This is a genomic window from uncultured Anaerotruncus sp., assembly GCF_902490045.1.
Taxonomy (GTDB): Bacteria; Bacillota; Clostridia; order Oscillospirales; family Ruminococcaceae; genus Anaerotruncus.
Window position 1 is genome coordinate 41,734 of record NZ_CABUCJ010000002.1, and the last position, 14,869, is coordinate 56,602.

17 protein-coding genes are annotated in these 14,869 nt (G+C 64.6%); all 17 read right to left on the reverse strand.

Annotation, left to right across the window (positions count from 1 at the left end; all coding sequences use genetic code 11):
- Window positions 1-321: 321 nt before the first annotated feature.
- The 17 genes from rpsI to RDM88_RS00595 all read right to left on the reverse strand — a co-directional run bounded on the left by rpsI (window position 322) and on the right by RDM88_RS00595 (window position 14,549).
- The gene (gene rpsI, locus RDM88_RS00515) at window positions 322-720 is read right to left on the reverse strand and encodes a 30S ribosomal protein S9 (protein ID WP_308752119.1); all 399 of its coding nucleotides are present in this window, start codon (window positions 718-720) and stop codon (window positions 322-324) included.
- A 19-nt stretch (window positions 721-739) separates the two neighbouring features.
- Window positions 740-1,168, reverse strand: a complete 429-nt coding sequence (gene rplM / locus RDM88_RS00520; protein WP_308752121.1) for a 50S ribosomal protein L13 — start codon at window positions 1,166-1,168, stop codon at window positions 740-742.
- 202 nt (window positions 1,169-1,370) lie between these two features.
- Window positions 1,371-1,559 (reverse strand): PspC domain-containing protein, encoded by a 189-nt coding sequence (locus RDM88_RS00525; RefSeq protein WP_308752123.1) that lies wholly within the window; start codon window positions 1,557-1,559, stop codon window positions 1,371-1,373.
- Window positions 1,560-1,621: 62 nt separating this feature from the next.
- Window positions 1,622-2,836 (reverse strand): class I SAM-dependent rRNA methyltransferase, encoded by a 1,215-nt coding sequence (locus RDM88_RS00530; protein ID WP_308752125.1) that lies wholly within the window; start codon window positions 2,834-2,836, stop codon window positions 1,622-1,624.
- A 22-nt stretch (window positions 2,837-2,858) separates the two neighbouring features.
- A complete protein-coding gene (locus tag RDM88_RS00535) occupies window positions 2,859-3,476 on the reverse strand; it encodes a hypothetical protein (RefSeq protein WP_308752127.1) in 618 nt (205 codons plus the stop codon).
- Window positions 3,412-3,807 (reverse strand): hypothetical protein, encoded by a 396-nt coding sequence (locus RDM88_RS00540; protein ID WP_308752129.1) that lies wholly within the window; start codon window positions 3,805-3,807, stop codon window positions 3,412-3,414. Before RDM88_RS00540 ends, RDM88_RS00535 begins: the two co-directional genes overlap by 65 nt.
- A gap of 128 nt (window positions 3,808-3,935) precedes the next feature.
- Window positions 3,936-5,729 carry an aspartate--tRNA ligase gene (gene aspS, locus RDM88_RS00545; protein WP_308752131.1) on the reverse strand — a complete coding sequence of 598 codons (1,794 nt, stop codon included), beginning with the start codon at window positions 5,727-5,729 and terminating at the stop codon, window positions 3,936-3,938.
- A gap of 17 nt (window positions 5,730-5,746) precedes the next feature.
- Window positions 5,747-7,060 (reverse strand): histidine--tRNA ligase, encoded by a 1,314-nt coding sequence (gene hisS, locus RDM88_RS00550; RefSeq protein WP_308752133.1) that lies wholly within the window; start codon window positions 7,058-7,060, stop codon window positions 5,747-5,749.
- 137 nt (window positions 7,061-7,197) lie between these two features.
- Window positions 7,198-7,407: a hypothetical protein gene (locus RDM88_RS00555; RefSeq protein WP_308752135.1), complete on the reverse strand. Its 210-nt coding sequence runs from the start codon at window positions 7,405-7,407 to the stop codon at window positions 7,198-7,200.
- Window positions 7,408-7,685: 278 nt separating this feature from the next.
- Entirely contained in the window at window positions 7,686-8,093 is a 408-nt protein-coding gene (gene mgsA / locus RDM88_RS00560) for a methylglyoxal synthase (RefSeq protein ID WP_308752137.1), read from the reverse strand.
- A 130-nt stretch (window positions 8,094-8,223) separates the two neighbouring features.
- Window positions 8,224-8,943, reverse strand: coding sequence for an AAA family ATPase (locus RDM88_RS00565; RefSeq protein ID WP_308752139.1), 720 nt, complete (start codon window positions 8,941-8,943; stop codon window positions 8,224-8,226).
- An 18-nt stretch (window positions 8,944-8,961) separates the two neighbouring features.
- Window positions 8,962-11,061 carry a penicillin-binding transpeptidase domain-containing protein gene (locus tag RDM88_RS00570; RefSeq protein WP_308752141.1) on the reverse strand — a complete coding sequence of 700 codons (2,100 nt, stop codon included), beginning with the start codon at window positions 11,059-11,061 and terminating at the stop codon, window positions 8,962-8,964.
- A gap of 24 nt (window positions 11,062-11,085) precedes the next feature.
- Entirely contained in the window at window positions 11,086-11,607 is a 522-nt protein-coding gene (locus tag RDM88_RS00575; RefSeq protein WP_308752143.1) for a hypothetical protein, read from the reverse strand.
- Window positions 11,597-12,463 (reverse strand): rod shape-determining protein MreC, encoded by an 867-nt coding sequence (gene mreC, locus RDM88_RS00580; RefSeq protein ID WP_308752145.1) that lies wholly within the window; start codon window positions 12,461-12,463, stop codon window positions 11,597-11,599. Before mreC ends, RDM88_RS00575 begins: the two co-directional genes overlap by 11 nt.
- A gap of 24 nt (window positions 12,464-12,487) precedes the next feature.
- Window positions 12,488-13,504, reverse strand: coding sequence for a rod shape-determining protein (locus tag RDM88_RS00585; RefSeq protein ID WP_308752147.1), 1,017 nt, complete (start codon window positions 13,502-13,504; stop codon window positions 12,488-12,490).
- A 123-nt stretch (window positions 13,505-13,627) separates the two neighbouring features.
- Window positions 13,628-14,281 (reverse strand): nucleoside triphosphate pyrophosphatase, encoded by a 654-nt coding sequence (locus tag RDM88_RS00590; RefSeq protein WP_374045390.1) that lies wholly within the window; start codon window positions 14,279-14,281, stop codon window positions 13,628-13,630.
- Entirely contained in the window at window positions 14,208-14,549 is a 342-nt protein-coding gene (locus RDM88_RS00595) for a DUF4321 domain-containing protein (RefSeq protein ID WP_308752149.1), read from the reverse strand. Before RDM88_RS00595 ends, RDM88_RS00590 begins: the two co-directional genes overlap by 74 nt.
- Between the last annotated feature and the right edge of the window lie 320 nt (window positions 14,550-14,869).

A 14,869-nucleotide genomic window follows, 5' to 3' on the forward strand; every position in this document is an offset into this window, starting at 1 on the left:
GTGCACTCCGCTGTCAAAAATCATCTGGTAAATTTACCCTTTTCTTAGTATACCGGAGTAGTTGCAATTATATTCAGATTGCATAGTTTTGTCAAATTCATCTTGTGCAACTTCCTCGTCAAAAATCCATTTTGTCAGTTTTTTTCCGCATTTTTTCGACGAATTGGGACAAAATTGCCCCAAGCCAAAACGCCGCTGACGGGTAAAATTCACAAAAATTTCATATTAATTTCGGCGGATGCCTGTCCCCGGGAATATTTCCGAAAAAACGAAAAACCGCATGGAGCATGGCTCCATGCGGTTTGAAAAAGCCGGAAAAAATCAGCGCTTGGAGAACTGGGGCGCGCGGCGGGCCGCTTTGAGGCCGTATTTTTTGCGCTCCTTCATACGAGGGTCGCGGGTGAGGAACCCGGCCTTCTTGAGGATCGGGCGCATCTCTTCGCCGTTCTGGAGCAGCGCGCGGGAGATGCCGTGGCGGATGGCGCCGGCCTGGCCGGAAACGCCGCCGCCCGCAACCGTGCACACGATGTCGAACTTGCCGAGGGTGTCTGTAAGGTTGAGCGGCTGACGGACAATCAGCTTGAGGGTCTCGAGGCCGAAATAATCGTCGATGTCACGGCCGTTGATGGTGATCGAGCCGGTGCCGGGATAGAGCCTCACGCGGGAAACGGACTGTTTCCTTCTGCCGGTACCGTAAAAATAAGGTCTGCCTTCGTACATAATCGTTAATTCCCCTTCCTTACAGTGTCCACGCCTGCGGCTTCTGCGCGGCATGCGTATGCTCCGCGCCACGGAACACGCGGCATCTGGTGAGCGCTTTACGGCCAATGACCGTGTCGGGGACCATGCCCTTGACGGCGAGCGTCATCGCCAGCTCAGGGCGCTCCTTCATCAGCTTGCTGTACTGGACCTCCTTGAGGCCGCCGATCCAGCCGCTGTGACGGCGATACATCTTCTGATCGAGCTTCTTGCCGGTCAGGACGGCCTTCTCCGCGTTGATGATGATCACATGATCACCGCAGTCGCAGTTGGGCGCGAAGATGGGTTTATGTTTTCCGCGAAGGATCGACGCTGCAACGGCAGCGGTGCGCCCCAGCGGCTTGTCGGCAGCATCGAGGATATACCACTTGCGGGTAATTTCTGCTACCTTCGGCATAGTTGTAGACATACCTTTTCCTCCAATATTCTTCTTCTAAATCCGGTTTGCATTTCGCGACAATTTGTATTATAACCCGCGCCCCGCGCCATGTCAACACTTTTTTGCGGGTTTTTTAATTTACAAATGACACTCTCTGTTTTTCGCCTGTTTTCTCTTTGGTTCTCCCGCATCCTCCGGATGCAAATCACATTTTCCGAAGGCCGGTCGACGCTCACATCACCTCGCTCTGCCTGGGGATGATGATCGCAGCGATGATGTAGGCGATGAGGCCGGGCCCCATCAGGGAGATCAGCACCCACCCCAGGCGGACGAGCGTCGGGTCGATGCCGAAATAGTCCCCCAGCCCGCCGCACACCCCGGCGAGCATGCTGTTGGTTTCCGAACGGTAGAGCTTTTTCATGGCTTCCTCCTTACTTCCCCGGTACGCCGGGGCGGCAGATTCCTTCCGGCGCGGCCGCGCCGTCAGATGATTTGGAAGAGGTAAAACTTCAGATAGTCGGTCTCCGGGACGTTCCAGAGCACGGGGTGGTCGGGCGACTGCTGGCGCGCCTCGATCTGCCGCAGCTGCACCCCCGCGTCGTGCGCGGCGGCGGCCAGCATCCGCCGGAAGCGGCCGTCGATCATGAAGTGGGAGCAGGAGCAGGTCGCGAGGTAGCCGCCGCGCGGCAGCAGCTTCATCGCGCGCAGGTTGATCTCCTTATAGCCGCGCTCCGCGCGGTCCACCGTTTTGCGGCTCTTGGTGAAGGCGGGCGGGTCAAGGATGATGAAGTCGTACTTCTCCGCGCCGCCCTCCAGCGCGGGCAGCAGGTCGAAGACGTTCGCCTCCTTCGTTTCGACGATCCCCTCCAGCCCGTTGCGGCGGGCGTTTTCCGCCGCGAGGGCCACCGCGTCGGCCGAGACGTCCACCGCGCAGACGTGCGCCGCGCCGCCCGCCGCCGCGTTGAGCGCGAAGGAGCCGGTGTGGGTGAAGCAGTCGAGCACCCGGCGGCCGCGCGCGAGCTTCGCCACCGCCCGCCGGTTGTACTTCTGGTCGAGGAAAAAGCCGGTCTTCTGCCCGTTTTCAAAGTCCACGCCGTAGACGATGCCGTTTTCGGTAATCTCGGTGCGGGCCGGGCCGCCGTCGCCGCCGTACCAGCCCTTGCCCTGCGCGAGTCCCTCGAGCTCGCGGATGGCGGCGTCGTTGCGCTCGTAGACGCCGCGGACGGCCTGCCCGTCACGCTCGAGCACCTTTTTGAGCAGCGGGAACAGGACGGGCTTGAGCCGCTCGATTCCCGCCGAGAGCGTCTGCGTCACGAGCACGTCCCCAAAGCGGTCGACCGTGAGTCCGGGGAACTGGTCCGCCTCCCCGAAGATCACCCGGCAGCAGGAGGCGTCCTCCCCCATCACCGTCTTGCGGTAGTCCCACGCCCAGCGGATCCGCCGCTCCCAGAACGCCTCGTCGAATCTGTCGTTGGCGTTGCGGGAGAGGATGCGCACGCGGATTTTGGATTTTTCGCTCACAAAGCCCGTCCCGAGGTAGGCTCCCCTGTCGCTCACCACATCGACCAGGCCGCCGTTTTCATAGCCGCCCTCGATGCCGGTGATCTCGGTGTCGTAGACCCACGGATGGCCTTCCTCGATCGATTTCTGCGCCTTGCGCGTGACCGCCGCCCGGGCATATTCCCTGTTTTGCTTCATCATTTACTCCAATCAGTATATTCTATATATTTATTCTCTGTATGTAATAGCTTTCATCCGGGTCTCCGTAGTGCAGCATAACGGTATGGCAGTCCTCCGGCACCGCGAAAAAGAGCTGCCCCGAAGTCACCGTCCGGTCGGTATCGCGCATCCCGTCCACGTCGAGCAGGGCAAACGGGGCGGGCAGATCCGTGCCGTAGGGCCACAGCGAACGCCCGCCGTCCTGCCCCACCCGCACGAAGGGGGGCTGGAAGAACTCCCGCCCGAACGCGTCCGCGTCGGTGACCTCGGCGGTAAAGTCGATAAAGACCGCCTTTTCGCCCGGCATCAGCAGATTTTCCAGCCCGGCGGAACCGGCCGGACCGGCAAAATTGACCGTCAGCGTCACGCCCTTCGACGCGCCGAGCTCCGTCCCATAGGCAAAGCTCGCAAGCGCCGAAAGGTCCGCCGCGGGCGCGGCGGAGGGCTCCGGGCCGGGCTCTTCCCACACGCCGGGGACAGACGCTTCATCCCCAGGCATCCCGTCCGCCGAGGACGGATCGGGCGTTTCCCAGCCGTCCCACCCGTCCGGCGCTTCAAACGGGGCGGCCGCCTCCCGTTCCGCGCGCGCCGCGAGCGAGGCCGCGGTCGAGGCGGCCATCCCGCCGTGCTCCGCCGGCCACGCCGCCGATCACCATAAACAACAGCAGCGCGCCGATTCCCGCCGCGATCTTCCAGCGGCCGGAACGCCTCTCCTCCGGGCTGGAGGGCGCCGTGTAGGTCGTCCATCCGGGCGGCGGCGTTCCCGGGGCCCTCTCCGGCTGGCGGTAGGTCTGCCAGCCCCGCCGGAGCTGCGGGTCCGCCGCCCCGGCATGCCGCGCGGGAGTCCCGTCCGCCGCCCGGGGAGGCTGGTTGTGGGCCCCGCATCTGGGGCAGAGCTCCTCCCTGTCGTAGTCATAGGCCTTTCCGCAGGAACCGCAGGTTATTTTCATCGGGCTTCCTCCGTCCGCGCGCCCACCGGCGCGCTGAAAATTGAATCCGCTTCCTTACCGATTATAACACACGCGGGGAAAATAGAAAAAGAACAGAAAGGGGACGGATTTCTCCGTCCCCCGCGGCTTTATTCCGCCTCTTCGCGCGCGGTCACCGCGATCGACAGCTCCCGCAGGCTCTTCTCGTCCACCTCGGCGGGGCACTGGGTCATCAGCTCGCTCGCGTTCTGCACCTTCGGGAAGGCCATCACGTCGCGGATGGAGGGTTTCCCGAGCATCAGCATCACCAGCCGGTCGAGGCCGTAGGCCATGCCGCCGTGGGGCGGCGCGCCGTATTTAAAGGCGTCGATCAGGTAGCCGAACTTGGCGCGGGCGCTCTCCTCCGAGAAGCCGAGCGCCTCGAACATCCGCTCCTGCAGCTCGGGGGTGTTGATCCGGATCGAGCCGCCGCCCACCTCGCAGCCGTTGAGCACCATGTCATAGGCGCGCGCGTGGCAGGCGCCCGGGTCGCTCTCGAGCTTGTCGATGTCCTCGAACGCCGGATGGGTGAAGGGATGGTGCTTGGCTACATACCGGCCCTCCTCCTCGCTGTATTCAAAGAGCGGGAATTCGGTCACCCACAGGAAGTTGAATTTCCCCTCGGGGATGAGGCCGAGGCGGTTTGCCAGCTCGACGCGCAGCGCGCCGAGGCTGTCGAACACCGTCTGGTTATTGCCGTCCGCCACGATGAGCAGGACGTCCCCCTTCTCCGCGCCGAGCCGTCCGCGGATCGCCTCTTTTTCGGCGTCGGTGAGGAATTTCTCATAGGAGGAGGTCTCCGCGTCGTGGGTCAGGCGGGTGTAGGCGAGGCCCCCCGCGCGGTAGGCCTTCACAAAGTCGACGAGCTTGTCGATCTCCTTGCGGGAGAGGCGGTCGGCCGCGCCCTTGACGTTGAGGGCGCGCACGCTGCCGCCCGCCTCGAGCGCGCCCTTGAACACCTTGAATTCACAGCCGGCGAGCAGGTCGGAGAGGTTGCAGAGCTCCATGCCGAAGCGGGTGTCCGGCTTATCCGAGCCGAACCGCTCCATCGCCTCGTCGTAGGGCATCCGCAGGAAGGGGGTGGGGATTTCGACGCCGAGCACCTCCTTGAAGACATGGGCCATGAAGCCCTCGTTGACCGTCATGACGTCCTCCTCGTCGACGAAGGACATCTCCAGGTCGATCTGGGTGAACTCGGGCTGGCGGTCGGCGCGCAGGTCCTCGTCGCGGAAGCAGCGCGCGATCTGCATGTAGCGGTCGCAGCCCGCCAGCATGAGCAGCTGCTTATACTGCTGGGGAGACTGGGGCAGCGCATAAAAGCAGCCCGGGTGCACCCGGCTGGGCACGAGGTAATCGCGCGCGCCCTCGGGGGTGGATTTGATGAGGGCGGGCGTCTCGATCTCGAGGAAGCCGTTGCGGTCGTAGTAGTCGTGCGCCGCCTTGACGATCCTGTGGCGCATCAGAATCGCGTGCTGCATCTCGCTGCGGCGCAGGTCGAGGTAGCGGTATTTGAGCCGCAGCTCCTCCTTGACGTTCGTCCTGTCGGTGATCTCGAAGGGCGGGGTCTGCGCCTTCGCGAGGATGCGCAGGTCGCTGACGTAGAGCTCGACCTCGCCGGTGGGCAGGTCGGGGTTGACCGACTCGCGGCGGCGGACGGTGCCCTTCGCCATCAGCACGAATTCCGACCGCACCGTCTGCGCCCTGGCGCGCAGCGCCGCGTCGGTCCGGTCGTCGAAGGCGAGCTGCACGATCCCCGTGCGGTCCCGCAGGTCGATGAAGACGAGCATCCCCTTGTCGCGCGCGCGCTGCACCCAGCCGCAGGCGACCGCTTCCTTCCCGATGTCTTCCGCGGTGAATTCTCCGCAGTATTTGGTGCGTTTCAGTCCCTGCATGGTATCCATCATTGATCCCTCGTTCCTCATTATTCCGGCATGCCGTCCGGCGCGGCGTCGATCACCGCGTCGAGCATGTTGTGGTAGACGTATTTGAGAAGGCCCTCCGCGTCGAGCGGCACCTCGGCCGCCTCGCCGGTGTCCATCCGCTTGACGCGGGCCCTGCCCTCCGCCAGTTCGTTGTCCCCGATGATGCAGCTCAGCTTCGCGCCGAGCTTGTCCGCGTATTTCATCTGCGCCTTGACGCTGCGCCCCACGGTGTCGCACTCGGCCCAGAACCCCTCGGCGCGCAGGCCGGCGGCGAGCTCCACCGCCTTGAGGGAGGCCGCCTCCCCCATGCTGCCGATGTAGATCGTGCAGTTCCGCTCGGGCGGGAATTCGCAGCCCTGCTGCTCCATGACGAGCAGCAGCCGCTCGAGTCCCATCGCAAAGCCGACCGACGGGGTGGGCGCGCCGCCCAGCAGCTCGATCAGCCCGTCGTACCGCCCGCCGCCGCAGACGGTGCCCTGCGCGCCGATGCCGGTCGCGACGAACTCGAAGACGGTGCGGGTGTAGTAGTCGAGCCCGCGCACGATCGTCGGGTTGACGGTATATGCGATGCCCATCGCGTCGAGATCCTTCTTGAGGCCCTCGAAGTGGGCGCGGCAGTCGTCACAGATGTAGTCGAGCACCCTGGGCGCGTCCTTTGCGATCTCCGCGCAGACGGGGCTCTTGCAGTCGAGGATGCGCATCGGGTTGCGTTCGAGCCGGCCGCGGCAGGTCTCGCACAGCTCGCCGATGTGGGCGGCGAAGTAGGCCTTCAGCGCCTCGTGGTATCTGGCGCGGCACTCCGGGCAGCCGATCGAGTTGAGCTCCAGCCGCAGCCCGGTGACGCCGAGCGCGTCGAAGACCGCCTTCGCCACGCCGATCACCTGCGCGTCCGCCACATGGGAGGCCGCGCCCGCCATCTCGACGCCGAACTGGTGGAATTCCCGCAGGCGGCCCGCCTGCGGCTTCTCGTACCGGAAGCAGTTCACGAGATAGCAGAGCTTGAGCGGCAGCGCGCCGCCGAGCATCCCGTTTTGCAGGATCGCCCGCATGACCCCCGCGGTCCCCTCGGGGCGCAGGGTGATCGAACGGCCCGCCTTGTCGTTGAAGGTGTACATCTCTTTCTGCACCACGTCGGTGGTGTCCCCCACCGAGCGGCTGAACAGCTCGGTGTGCTCGAAGGTGGGGATGCGGATCTCCCCAAAGCCCCACAGCGCCGCGACGTCCCGCGCCGTCTCCTCAAGATACTGCCACTTGCCGCTCGCGGCCGGCAGCACGTCCTGTGTGCCGCGCGGCGCGCTCGTCAGATATGCCATTGCGTTTCCTCCTCAGATAGACGTCCTTTTATCCAGATCATTGCCCGCATCCGGGCGGCTGAATCCGTCGAAACCTCCGTAACATCATAATACGCCCCGGCGCGGCCTGTCAAGCAAAATCCGCGCCCCGCGCGCATTTACTTCCGCTTTCGGCCGGACAGGAAAAAGATAGCGAAGGCGACGAGCCCCGCCACCAGAAAGTAGAGGGCGCAGTGCAGCGCCAGCGGCGGCCAGGTATCGTTATAGAGCTGCGGCGCCGCCAGCCTGGGCAGCAGCGCGCCGCCCAGCATGATGCCGGTGCCGATTCCGAGCGCCCCCCTGAGCGCATGCCTAATCCGTCGGTCCATCCGGAAGCCTCCCCTTCAAAAATGAAAAACCCCGTCCCGGCTGCACGGCGATGCCGTACAAAGGGACGAGGTTGTGCCGCGCGGTGCCACCCTTGTTGGGCGCGAAAGCGCCCCGCTCAAACCCCTTTAACGCAGGGGGACACGCGCCTTGCGGCGGGCTCCGCGGGCGTCTTCTCCGCGGATTTCCGACGTGGGCGCCTCTCACCGGCCGCGCCCTCTCTGTCCGTCCGTCCGCGGGTACTCCTCCCGCATCAGCGCCTGTTCTGGTATGGCGGCTCCTACCGCTTGGGGGGATTTACGATATTGCGCCAGTCGAGGTCGCCGCGCTCGAGCGCGTGGATGAGCGCCTCAGCGGTCGCGATGTTGGTCGCAACGGGGATATTGTGCACGTCGCACAGGCGCAGAAGCCCCGCCTCGTCGGGCTCGCTGGGCTTCGCGCGGATCGGGTCGCGGAAAAAGAGCAGCAGGTCGATCTCGTTGCAGGCGATGCGCGCCGCGATCTGCTGGTCGCCGCCCTGCGCCCCGCCCAGGAAGCGGGATACCTCCAGCCCGGTCGCCTCGGCGACGAGCTTGCCGGTCGTACCGGTCGCGCAGATGTTGTGGCGGCTGAAGACGCCGCAGTAGGCGATGCAGAACTGGACCATCAGTTCCTTTTTGGAGTCGTGTGCGATCAATGCAATGTTCATTGGCGTTCCTCCAAGCCCCTCGTCAGTTTATTTCTCTCTTCTCTGTAAACGGGCCGCCCTTCTTTCTCTCTGTATGGCCGGGCGAAATCCAAATTCTGACAGTCTAAACCATCAAGATACATTATACCACCTATTGGACCAGTAAATCAATATAGTTCCCTAAAATCCTTTGTGCAAAATTATCAAATATTATTTTGGATACATTCGACAAATTGATATTTTCACCGATTGACACGGGGGTGACAAGCCCCTCGTCAAACGGGATCACCGCGATAAGCTGCGCGCAGACCTGGTCGATCAGCCAGTCGAGGTCGGGGATGGGGCGCAGCTTCAGGAAGTCGCGCGCGAGCAGGTTGACGCACAGCCGGATATCCTCGACGCCCGCCGCGTCGAGCGAGTCGGACACCATCCGTCCCGCGCGCGCGGACACCGCGTCCGCGGCCGAGACAATCACCGCCCGGTCGGCGCTGGCCGCGAAGGCCGCCAGCCGCACCCGGTCGCCGCCGTCCGCCTCGATCAGGATGAAATCGAAATGCTCCTCCAGCGCCGCCCGCAGCTCCCGGCAGGCCGCGCCGTCGACGATCGGCTGCAAATCCAGCGGCGCGCAGAGCAGCCGGACGCCGCAGGCGTCCACCATCGCTTCCCCGAGCTCGCACCGCCGTTCGAGCGCGTCGGCCAGGTCGAAGACCACCCGGTCCTGCGCGCCGAGCAGCACGTCGAGGGAGCGGTGGGACCCCTCGATCAGCAGAACCTTTTTCCCGCAGGCGGCCAGCGCCGTCCCCAGATAGGCGCACACGGTCGATTTGCCCGCGCCGCCGCGCCCCGAGGTCACCAGAATCACCTGTGCCATGCCGGTTCCTCCCTTTTGTCAGGGGAGCAGCTCCCCGTAATTGTCCGACGACCCGCCGGCCCGCGAAAAGAAATACGCGTCGAAGACGTCGCGCGCGATCGGCGCGATCTGGTAGCCCTCCCAGCCCTTTTCGACGACCACCGCGACCGCGATCTCAGGGTCCTCGGCGGGCGCGTAGGCGATGAACACCGAGTTGTAGAGCCCGTCGCCCCGCTCGGGGGTGCCCGTCTTGGAGGCGACGGTGATCGGGTAGTTGGCGAAGGTCGCCCAGGCCGTGCCCGTCCGGGAGGCCGCCACCATGCCCTCGCGCACCGTCTGGAACGCCTCGGGCGCGTCGATCTCGTCCACGACCTTCGGCTCGTGCTCGTAGACCGTCTCGTCGAAGGTGTAGGATTTGACCGATTTGAGCACCGTCACCTCCATGCGCCTGCCGTTGTTGCCGAGGGTGGCGGTGTAGTTTGCGAGCTGGAGCGGCGAAAGCAGCGTCGACTGCTGGCCGATGCCCGCCTGGATCACGTCGCCCGGACGCCACTGGGGATCGTCCGCGTAGGCGGGGGAGGCGGCCTTGACTTCCGGCGAGGCCACCTGCCCGATGTTCTCGGGCAGCTCGATGCCGGTCGGCACCCCCAGCCCGAGCCGCGCGGCGTACTCGTCGAGCGTCTCGATGCCCATGTAGTAGGCCGCCTCGTAGAAGAAGATGTTGCACGACCCGCGGATCGCGTTCACCACGTCCACGTTTCCGTGGGCGGATTCGCAGTGGGGGGTATATTCCGGCGCGAACCGGTTGTAGACGTAGGTGCAGTCGTAGAGGGTGCGCGGGGTGATCGTCCCCGACGCGAGCGCGCCGAGCGCCACCGCCGGCTTAAAGGAGGAGCCGGGGGTATAGGCCGCGTCGAGCGCGCGGTTGAAGAGGGGCTGGTTCTCCCCCGCCGCGATCTGGTCGTAGTCCCGCTGGTAGGCGGACAGGTCGTAGGAGGGGTAGGTCGCCAGCGCGAGGGCCTCCCCCGTCTTGCACTGGACCACGGCGACCGCGCCCGCGCTCGCCTCCCTGCCCTTGCGCTCCTCCTTGGTCTCCTGGAGGCGCTGGATGTTGCTCGCAAGCGAGTCCTGCGCGACCTTCTGGAGCTGGGAGTCGAGCGTGAGCACGACGGTTTTGCCCGGCACCTGCTCCTTCTCCTCCACCACGTCGATCACGTCTCCCGACGAGTTCATCGTGATCCGCCGGGACCCGTCGACCCCCTTGAGCTGCGATTCAAAGGCGAGCTCCGCGCCCGACTTGCCGATCACGTCGTCCATCTTGTAGGCGCGATCGCCGATCTGGGCGGACACCGAGCCATCGGGGTTCTGGACCTTGCCGGCCGCGTCCCACTGCTCCTTGTAGAGCGGCCCGGTCTGGCCGATGATGTGGGGAGCCACCGTCCCGCTCACATATTGGCGGATGGTGCTCTCCACCACGTCCACCCCCGGCAGCTCGAAGCTGCGCTCCTTGATCTTGGGGACCGTCTCGATCTTGATGTCGGTCGCGAAGGTGTAGGGCACCGACATCGAGAACCCGCGCCGGTCCATCTCGTAGCGCACCCCCGCGATCTTGCGGAACTCCTCGTCGGTGTAGGGGATGGGGTTCTCCCCGTCCCCGTGCTCGAAGAGGCCGTATTTCTCCTTGAGGCGGTAGACCACGTCGTCCGCCGTCGCGTACTGGGCCACCCCCAGCGCGTTTTTGAGCCGGGCGATGTCCGCCGCGTAGGCGTCCTCCGGCTTGAAGCGGAAGGGGGCCTCCGCCGTGACCGGCAGGTTGTCGATCCAGTCCTCGTCCGCCGACTCCATGATGCGGATCAGCCGCAGGAGCACCTCGTTGGTGGTCCCCTTCTCCAGGAAGGCCATGTTGATCACCACGTCGCGGCCGATCGTGTTGACGGCAAACGGCCGCCCGTTGCGGTCGAGGATCTCCCCGCGCGCCGCCTTGATCACCTGCTCGGTCGTGCGGACCCGCTCCATCTGGGCGGCGAGCGCCTCCCCCTCGACCACCTGGAGCTGCATGAGGCGCAGCGAATAGAGCAGCAGCACCACAATCAGCACCACCGTCATGATAACCATCCGGTTTTTTGCGGTTGTTTTCATCCGATTCTCCCTTGGGACGCGGGGTCAGGCCTCCATACGCCCTTCAAACCAGGCGTGGACCGCGGCGTAGAGGTAATAGACCAGCGGCGACACGGCCACGGTGTAAATGACACCGGGCAGGATGTCGTAGACGAACACCATCCACACATGGTCGTAGCCCCACATGACATAGTTGAGCAGAAAGTCCAGCAGGCCGCGCGCGAGCAGCACGGCGGAGAGCAGCAGGACAAAGTTGATGACGCCGGGGCGCAGCAGATAGATGATCAGCAGCCCCACGGCCGTGCAGGCGGCCAGCAGGATCATGGCGTTGAAGCCGGCGAGCGCGTAGCCGCCCAGATCGCAGAGGACCCCCGCCAGCGCGCCGTAGAGCGCCCCGGTGAACTCCCCCTCGTACATGGCGATGCAAACCGCCGCAGGAATGACAAAGTTCGGCTTTACGCCGAACACCGTCAGAAAGCCGGGGGTGGTCTGCAGGATGTAGAGCAGCGCCATCACCACGATATAGGTAAGGAATTTGGCCGTGCGGAACCACTTTTTATTGTTCATCCCGCGCGCCTCCCTGCCCCTTGAACGACTTGATGACCATCACGTCGGTCAGGCGGCGGACGTCGGCGAACGGCTCGATCTCCGCGATGAGGGAGATGTCTCCCGGCGCGTTGTCGATGCGGGTGATCTTGCCGATCAGCAGCCCCTGCGGGTAGATGCTGTCCCCGATGCCGGAGGTGACGACGATATCCCCCGGCGCGGCCCCGCTCTCGCGGGGCAGGTAGTTGAGGCGGCACTTCCCGTCCGCCGCGAGGTCGATCGAGCCGGTGACGATGCCGATGTCCCGGGTGCGCACGTCGCGCGCGCCCACGTCGATCCACACGTCGAGGACGGTGACCACCTTGGAGTAGTTGACCCCCACCTCGCGCACCACGCCGACCAGCCCGTCGGCGGTGATCACCGGGTCGAGCGGCTCGATGCCGCTGAGGGACCCCCGGTCGATCGTGAAGGAGTAGAAGCGGTCGTCCGGGTCGCGCGCGACCACCGACGCCAGCTCGACCTCAAAGTCGGGATGCTCCTCCCGGAACTCGACGCCGAGATATTTGCGCAGCTCCTCGTTCTCGTGCCTGTATTCCTCGTAGTTGACCGCCTGGCGGCGCAGCTCGTCGATTTCGGCGCGCAGCGCCTCGTTTTCGGCGGCGATCTCGTCGGCGCGGACATACCGCCGGAAATAGCCGCTCACCGCGCCGGAAATGCTGGAGGAGAGCTTCTGCAGGGGCGTGACGACAACCCCGGCCGCCTGTGAGAGGGCCGGGGAGAATCCGCCCGTCCAGGCCGCCTGCAGCATGAACGCCAGCAGCAGTACCAGCACGACGAGCAATATCTTGAACCGCTTGCTTTTGAAGAAGTCTCCCAATGCAGATTCCTTTCCCTGCCGCGCTTAGTAGGATTTCGCGTCGTCCGCGAGCAGGTCGCGCAGCCTGTCGATGTCGTCGAGCACGCGCCCGGTGCCCATCGCCACGCAGTCGAGCGGGCTCTCCGCGATATGCACCGGCATGCCCGTCTCCTTTTCGATCAGCCGGTCGAGCCCGCGCAGCAGCGCGCCGCCGCCCGTCAGGGTGATGCCGTGGTCGATGATGTCGGCCGACAGCTCGGGCGGGGTCTTCTCCAGCGTGGTGCGGATCGCGTCGAGCACCATCGACAGCGGATCGGCCAGCGCCTCGCGGATCTCCTCCGAGGTGACCTGGATGTTCTTGGGCAGGCCGTCCATCAGGTCGCGGCCCTTGATGTCCATCGTGGCCTCCTCCTCGAGCGGGAAGGCCGAACCGATGTTGATCTTGATATCCTCGGCGGTGCGCTCACCGATGAGGAGGTTGTATTTGCGCTTGATGTACTGGATGATCGAGTTGTCCAGCTCGTCGCCGCCGACGCGGACCGAACGGGACGCGACGATGCCGCCCAGCGAGATCACCGCGACCTCGCTGGTGCCGCCGCCGATATCGACGACCATGCTGCCGGTCGCCTCGGCGACGGGCAGGCCCGCGCCGATGGCCGCGGCCATCGGCTCCTCGATGATCGAAACATGCTTGGCGCCCGCCTTGAAGGCCGCCTCGCGCACCGCGCGGCGCTCGACCTCGGTGACGCCGGACGGGATGCAGATGATGATGCGGGGACGCGCGAGCACCGAGTTGTTGCACACCTTGCGGATGAAGATCTGGAGCATGGACGCGGTGATGTCGAAGTCGGCGATGACCCCGTCCTTGAGCGGGCGCACCGCGACAATGCTGCCGGGGGTGCGTCCGATGACCTCTTTGGCATCCTGCCCGACGTAGCGGACGGTGTCGTTGCGGGTGTCGACCGCCACAACCGACGGTTCGCGCATGATGATGCCCTTGCCCTTCATAAAGATGAGGGTGTTGGCGGTGCCCAGGTCAATGCCGATGTCCTTTGAAAACATATGGATACGTCCCCCTTGTATTGTTGCGGAAAACCCGCACGATCAATCGAAATGTGTCGCAAAAGCGCGTTTTAACAGGTTCTATTATACCTTGCGGGACCGGGTTGCACAACAGCTAGTTTGTTAATAATTCGGTAATTTTGCGCCGAATGATTTGTAAAACCTGCCAATCCTTGTATAGATCCCATGAAGCGGCAGGCCCATCACGGTGAAGTAATCCCCCGAGATCCGCTCGATAAACCGCGCGCCGTAGCCCTGGATGCCGTAGGAGCCCGCCTTGTCAAACGGCTCCCCCGTCGAAAGGTACCATGCGATCTCCCCGTCGGAGAGCGGTGCGAAGGTCACATCGGTGCGCTCATGGAAGCGCTCCTCCAGCCCGCCGCCGAGCAGCGCGACCCCCGTGTAGACCTGGTGCGTCCGCCCCGACAGCCGCCTGAGCATCCCCGCCGCGTCCGCCGCGTCGCGCGGCTTGCCGAGGATAAGCCCGTCAACCGCCACGACGGTGTCCGCGCCGATCACAAGCGCGCCGGGCGCGTCCTTCGCCACCGCGCGCGCCTTGCACAGCGCGAGCGATTCGACCGCCTCGGCGGGCGAAATGTCCGGCGGGAGCGTCTCGTCCGCCTCGGACACCCGCACCGTAAAACGCGGGAAGAGAAATCCCAGCAGCTCCCGCCGCCGCGGGGACTGGGAGGCGAGGACGATTTCAGCGCCCGGATTCTCCGGGAAACCCGTCCCCGCCGCGTTTTCCATGCCGATCATGCCCTTGTTGTCCGTCATTGAGATGCATCCTTTTCACTGTGTATTTGTAGCCGAAGAGCGCGCCGATAAAGCAGAGGATGTGCGCGACCGTCACACCGATTTCAAACCCGAAGGCGATCCGGATCACCGACAGGTCGAGCACCATCGGGTTTTCGACCGGCAGCCCGATGCTCCTGCCAAAGGCCAGCCAGGACAAAAAGGGAATCCGCTCGGTCGCCGCCGCGATCAGCGCGCCGACCACCAGCGCCGCCACCAGCCAGAACGCGCCAAGGACTGTCTTTTTCATGCTGTCACTCCCTTGATTGGCCGCTCGGGGAGCGGCGCAGCTTTCGCGGGGTTTGCCGCCCGCCGGCGGCAGGAATTACTTGCGCGTTCCGCCGCGCTCAGGTTTTAGATTTTCCGCCCTGCTGGCGGGGGGGGCTTGCCGGTAGTCGGCCGGCGGCGATTTTTAGATGTTCCGCCCAGAGGTCGGGGGGCTTGTCGGTAGTCGACCGACAGCGAGTTCCTTTCTTGTTCGCCCAAGAAAGGAACCAAAGAAGGGCGCCTAAGAACCCTCCGCCGGGTTCTTAGGAATCTCCGGGAGTACCTTGCCAAGACCCGCAGACT

Coding starts and splice junctions, on each gene's coding strand:
- RDM88_RS00575 (WP_308752143.1), bottom strand. CDS start 11,607: ATGAACAATAAAAAGTGGTTCCGCACGGCCAAATTCCTTACCTATATC.
- RDM88_RS00535 (WP_308752127.1), bottom strand. CDS start 3,476: ATGGCCGCCTCGACCGCGGCCTCGCTCGCGGCGCGCGCGGAACGGGAG.
- RDM88_RS00525 (WP_308752123.1), bottom strand. CDS start 1,559: ATGAAAAAGCTCTACCGTTCGGAAACCAACAGCATGCTCGCCGGGGTG.
- RDM88_RS00530 (WP_308752125.1), bottom strand. CDS start 2,836: ATGAAGCAAAACAGGGAATATGCCCGGGCGGCGGTCACGCGCAAGGCG.
- RDM88_RS00590 (WP_374045390.1), bottom strand. CDS start 14,281: ATGACGGACAACAAGGGCATGATCGGCATGGAAAACGCGGCGGGGACG.
- hisS (WP_308752133.1), bottom strand. CDS start 7,060: ATGGCATATCTGACGAGCGCGCCGCGCGGCACACAGGACGTGCTGCCG.
- RDM88_RS00565 (WP_308752139.1), bottom strand. CDS start 8,943: ATGGCACAGGTGATTCTGGTGACCTCGGGGCGCGGCGGCGCGGGCAAA.
- RDM88_RS00595 (WP_308752149.1), bottom strand. CDS start 14,549: ATGAAAAAGACAGTCCTTGGCGCGTTCTGGCTGGTGGCGGCGCTGGTG.
- mgsA (WP_308752137.1), bottom strand. CDS start 8,093: ATGAACATTGCATTGATCGCACACGACTCCAAAAAGGAACTGATGGTC.
- aspS (WP_308752131.1), bottom strand. CDS start 5,729: ATGATGGATACCATGCAGGGACTGAAACGCACCAAATACTGCGGAGAA.
- RDM88_RS00570 (WP_308752141.1), bottom strand. CDS start 11,061: ATGAAAACAACCGCAAAAAACCGGATGGTTATCATGACGGTGGTGCTG.
- RDM88_RS00585 (WP_308752147.1), bottom strand. CDS start 13,504: ATGTTTTCAAAGGACATCGGCATTGACCTGGGCACCGCCAACACCCTC.
- RDM88_RS00555 (WP_308752135.1), bottom strand. CDS start 7,407: ATGGACCGACGGATTAGGCATGCGCTCAGGGGGGCGCTCGGAATCGGC.
- rpsI (WP_308752119.1), bottom strand. CDS start 720: ATGTACGAAGGCAGACCTTATTTTTACGGTACCGGCAGAAGGAAACAG.
- RDM88_RS00540 (WP_308752129.1), bottom strand. CDS start 3,807: ATGAAAATAACCTGCGGTTCCTGCGGAAAGGCCTATGACTACGACAGG.
- rplM (WP_308752121.1), bottom strand. CDS start 1,168: ATGTCTACAACTATGCCGAAGGTAGCAGAAATTACCCGCAAGTGGTAT.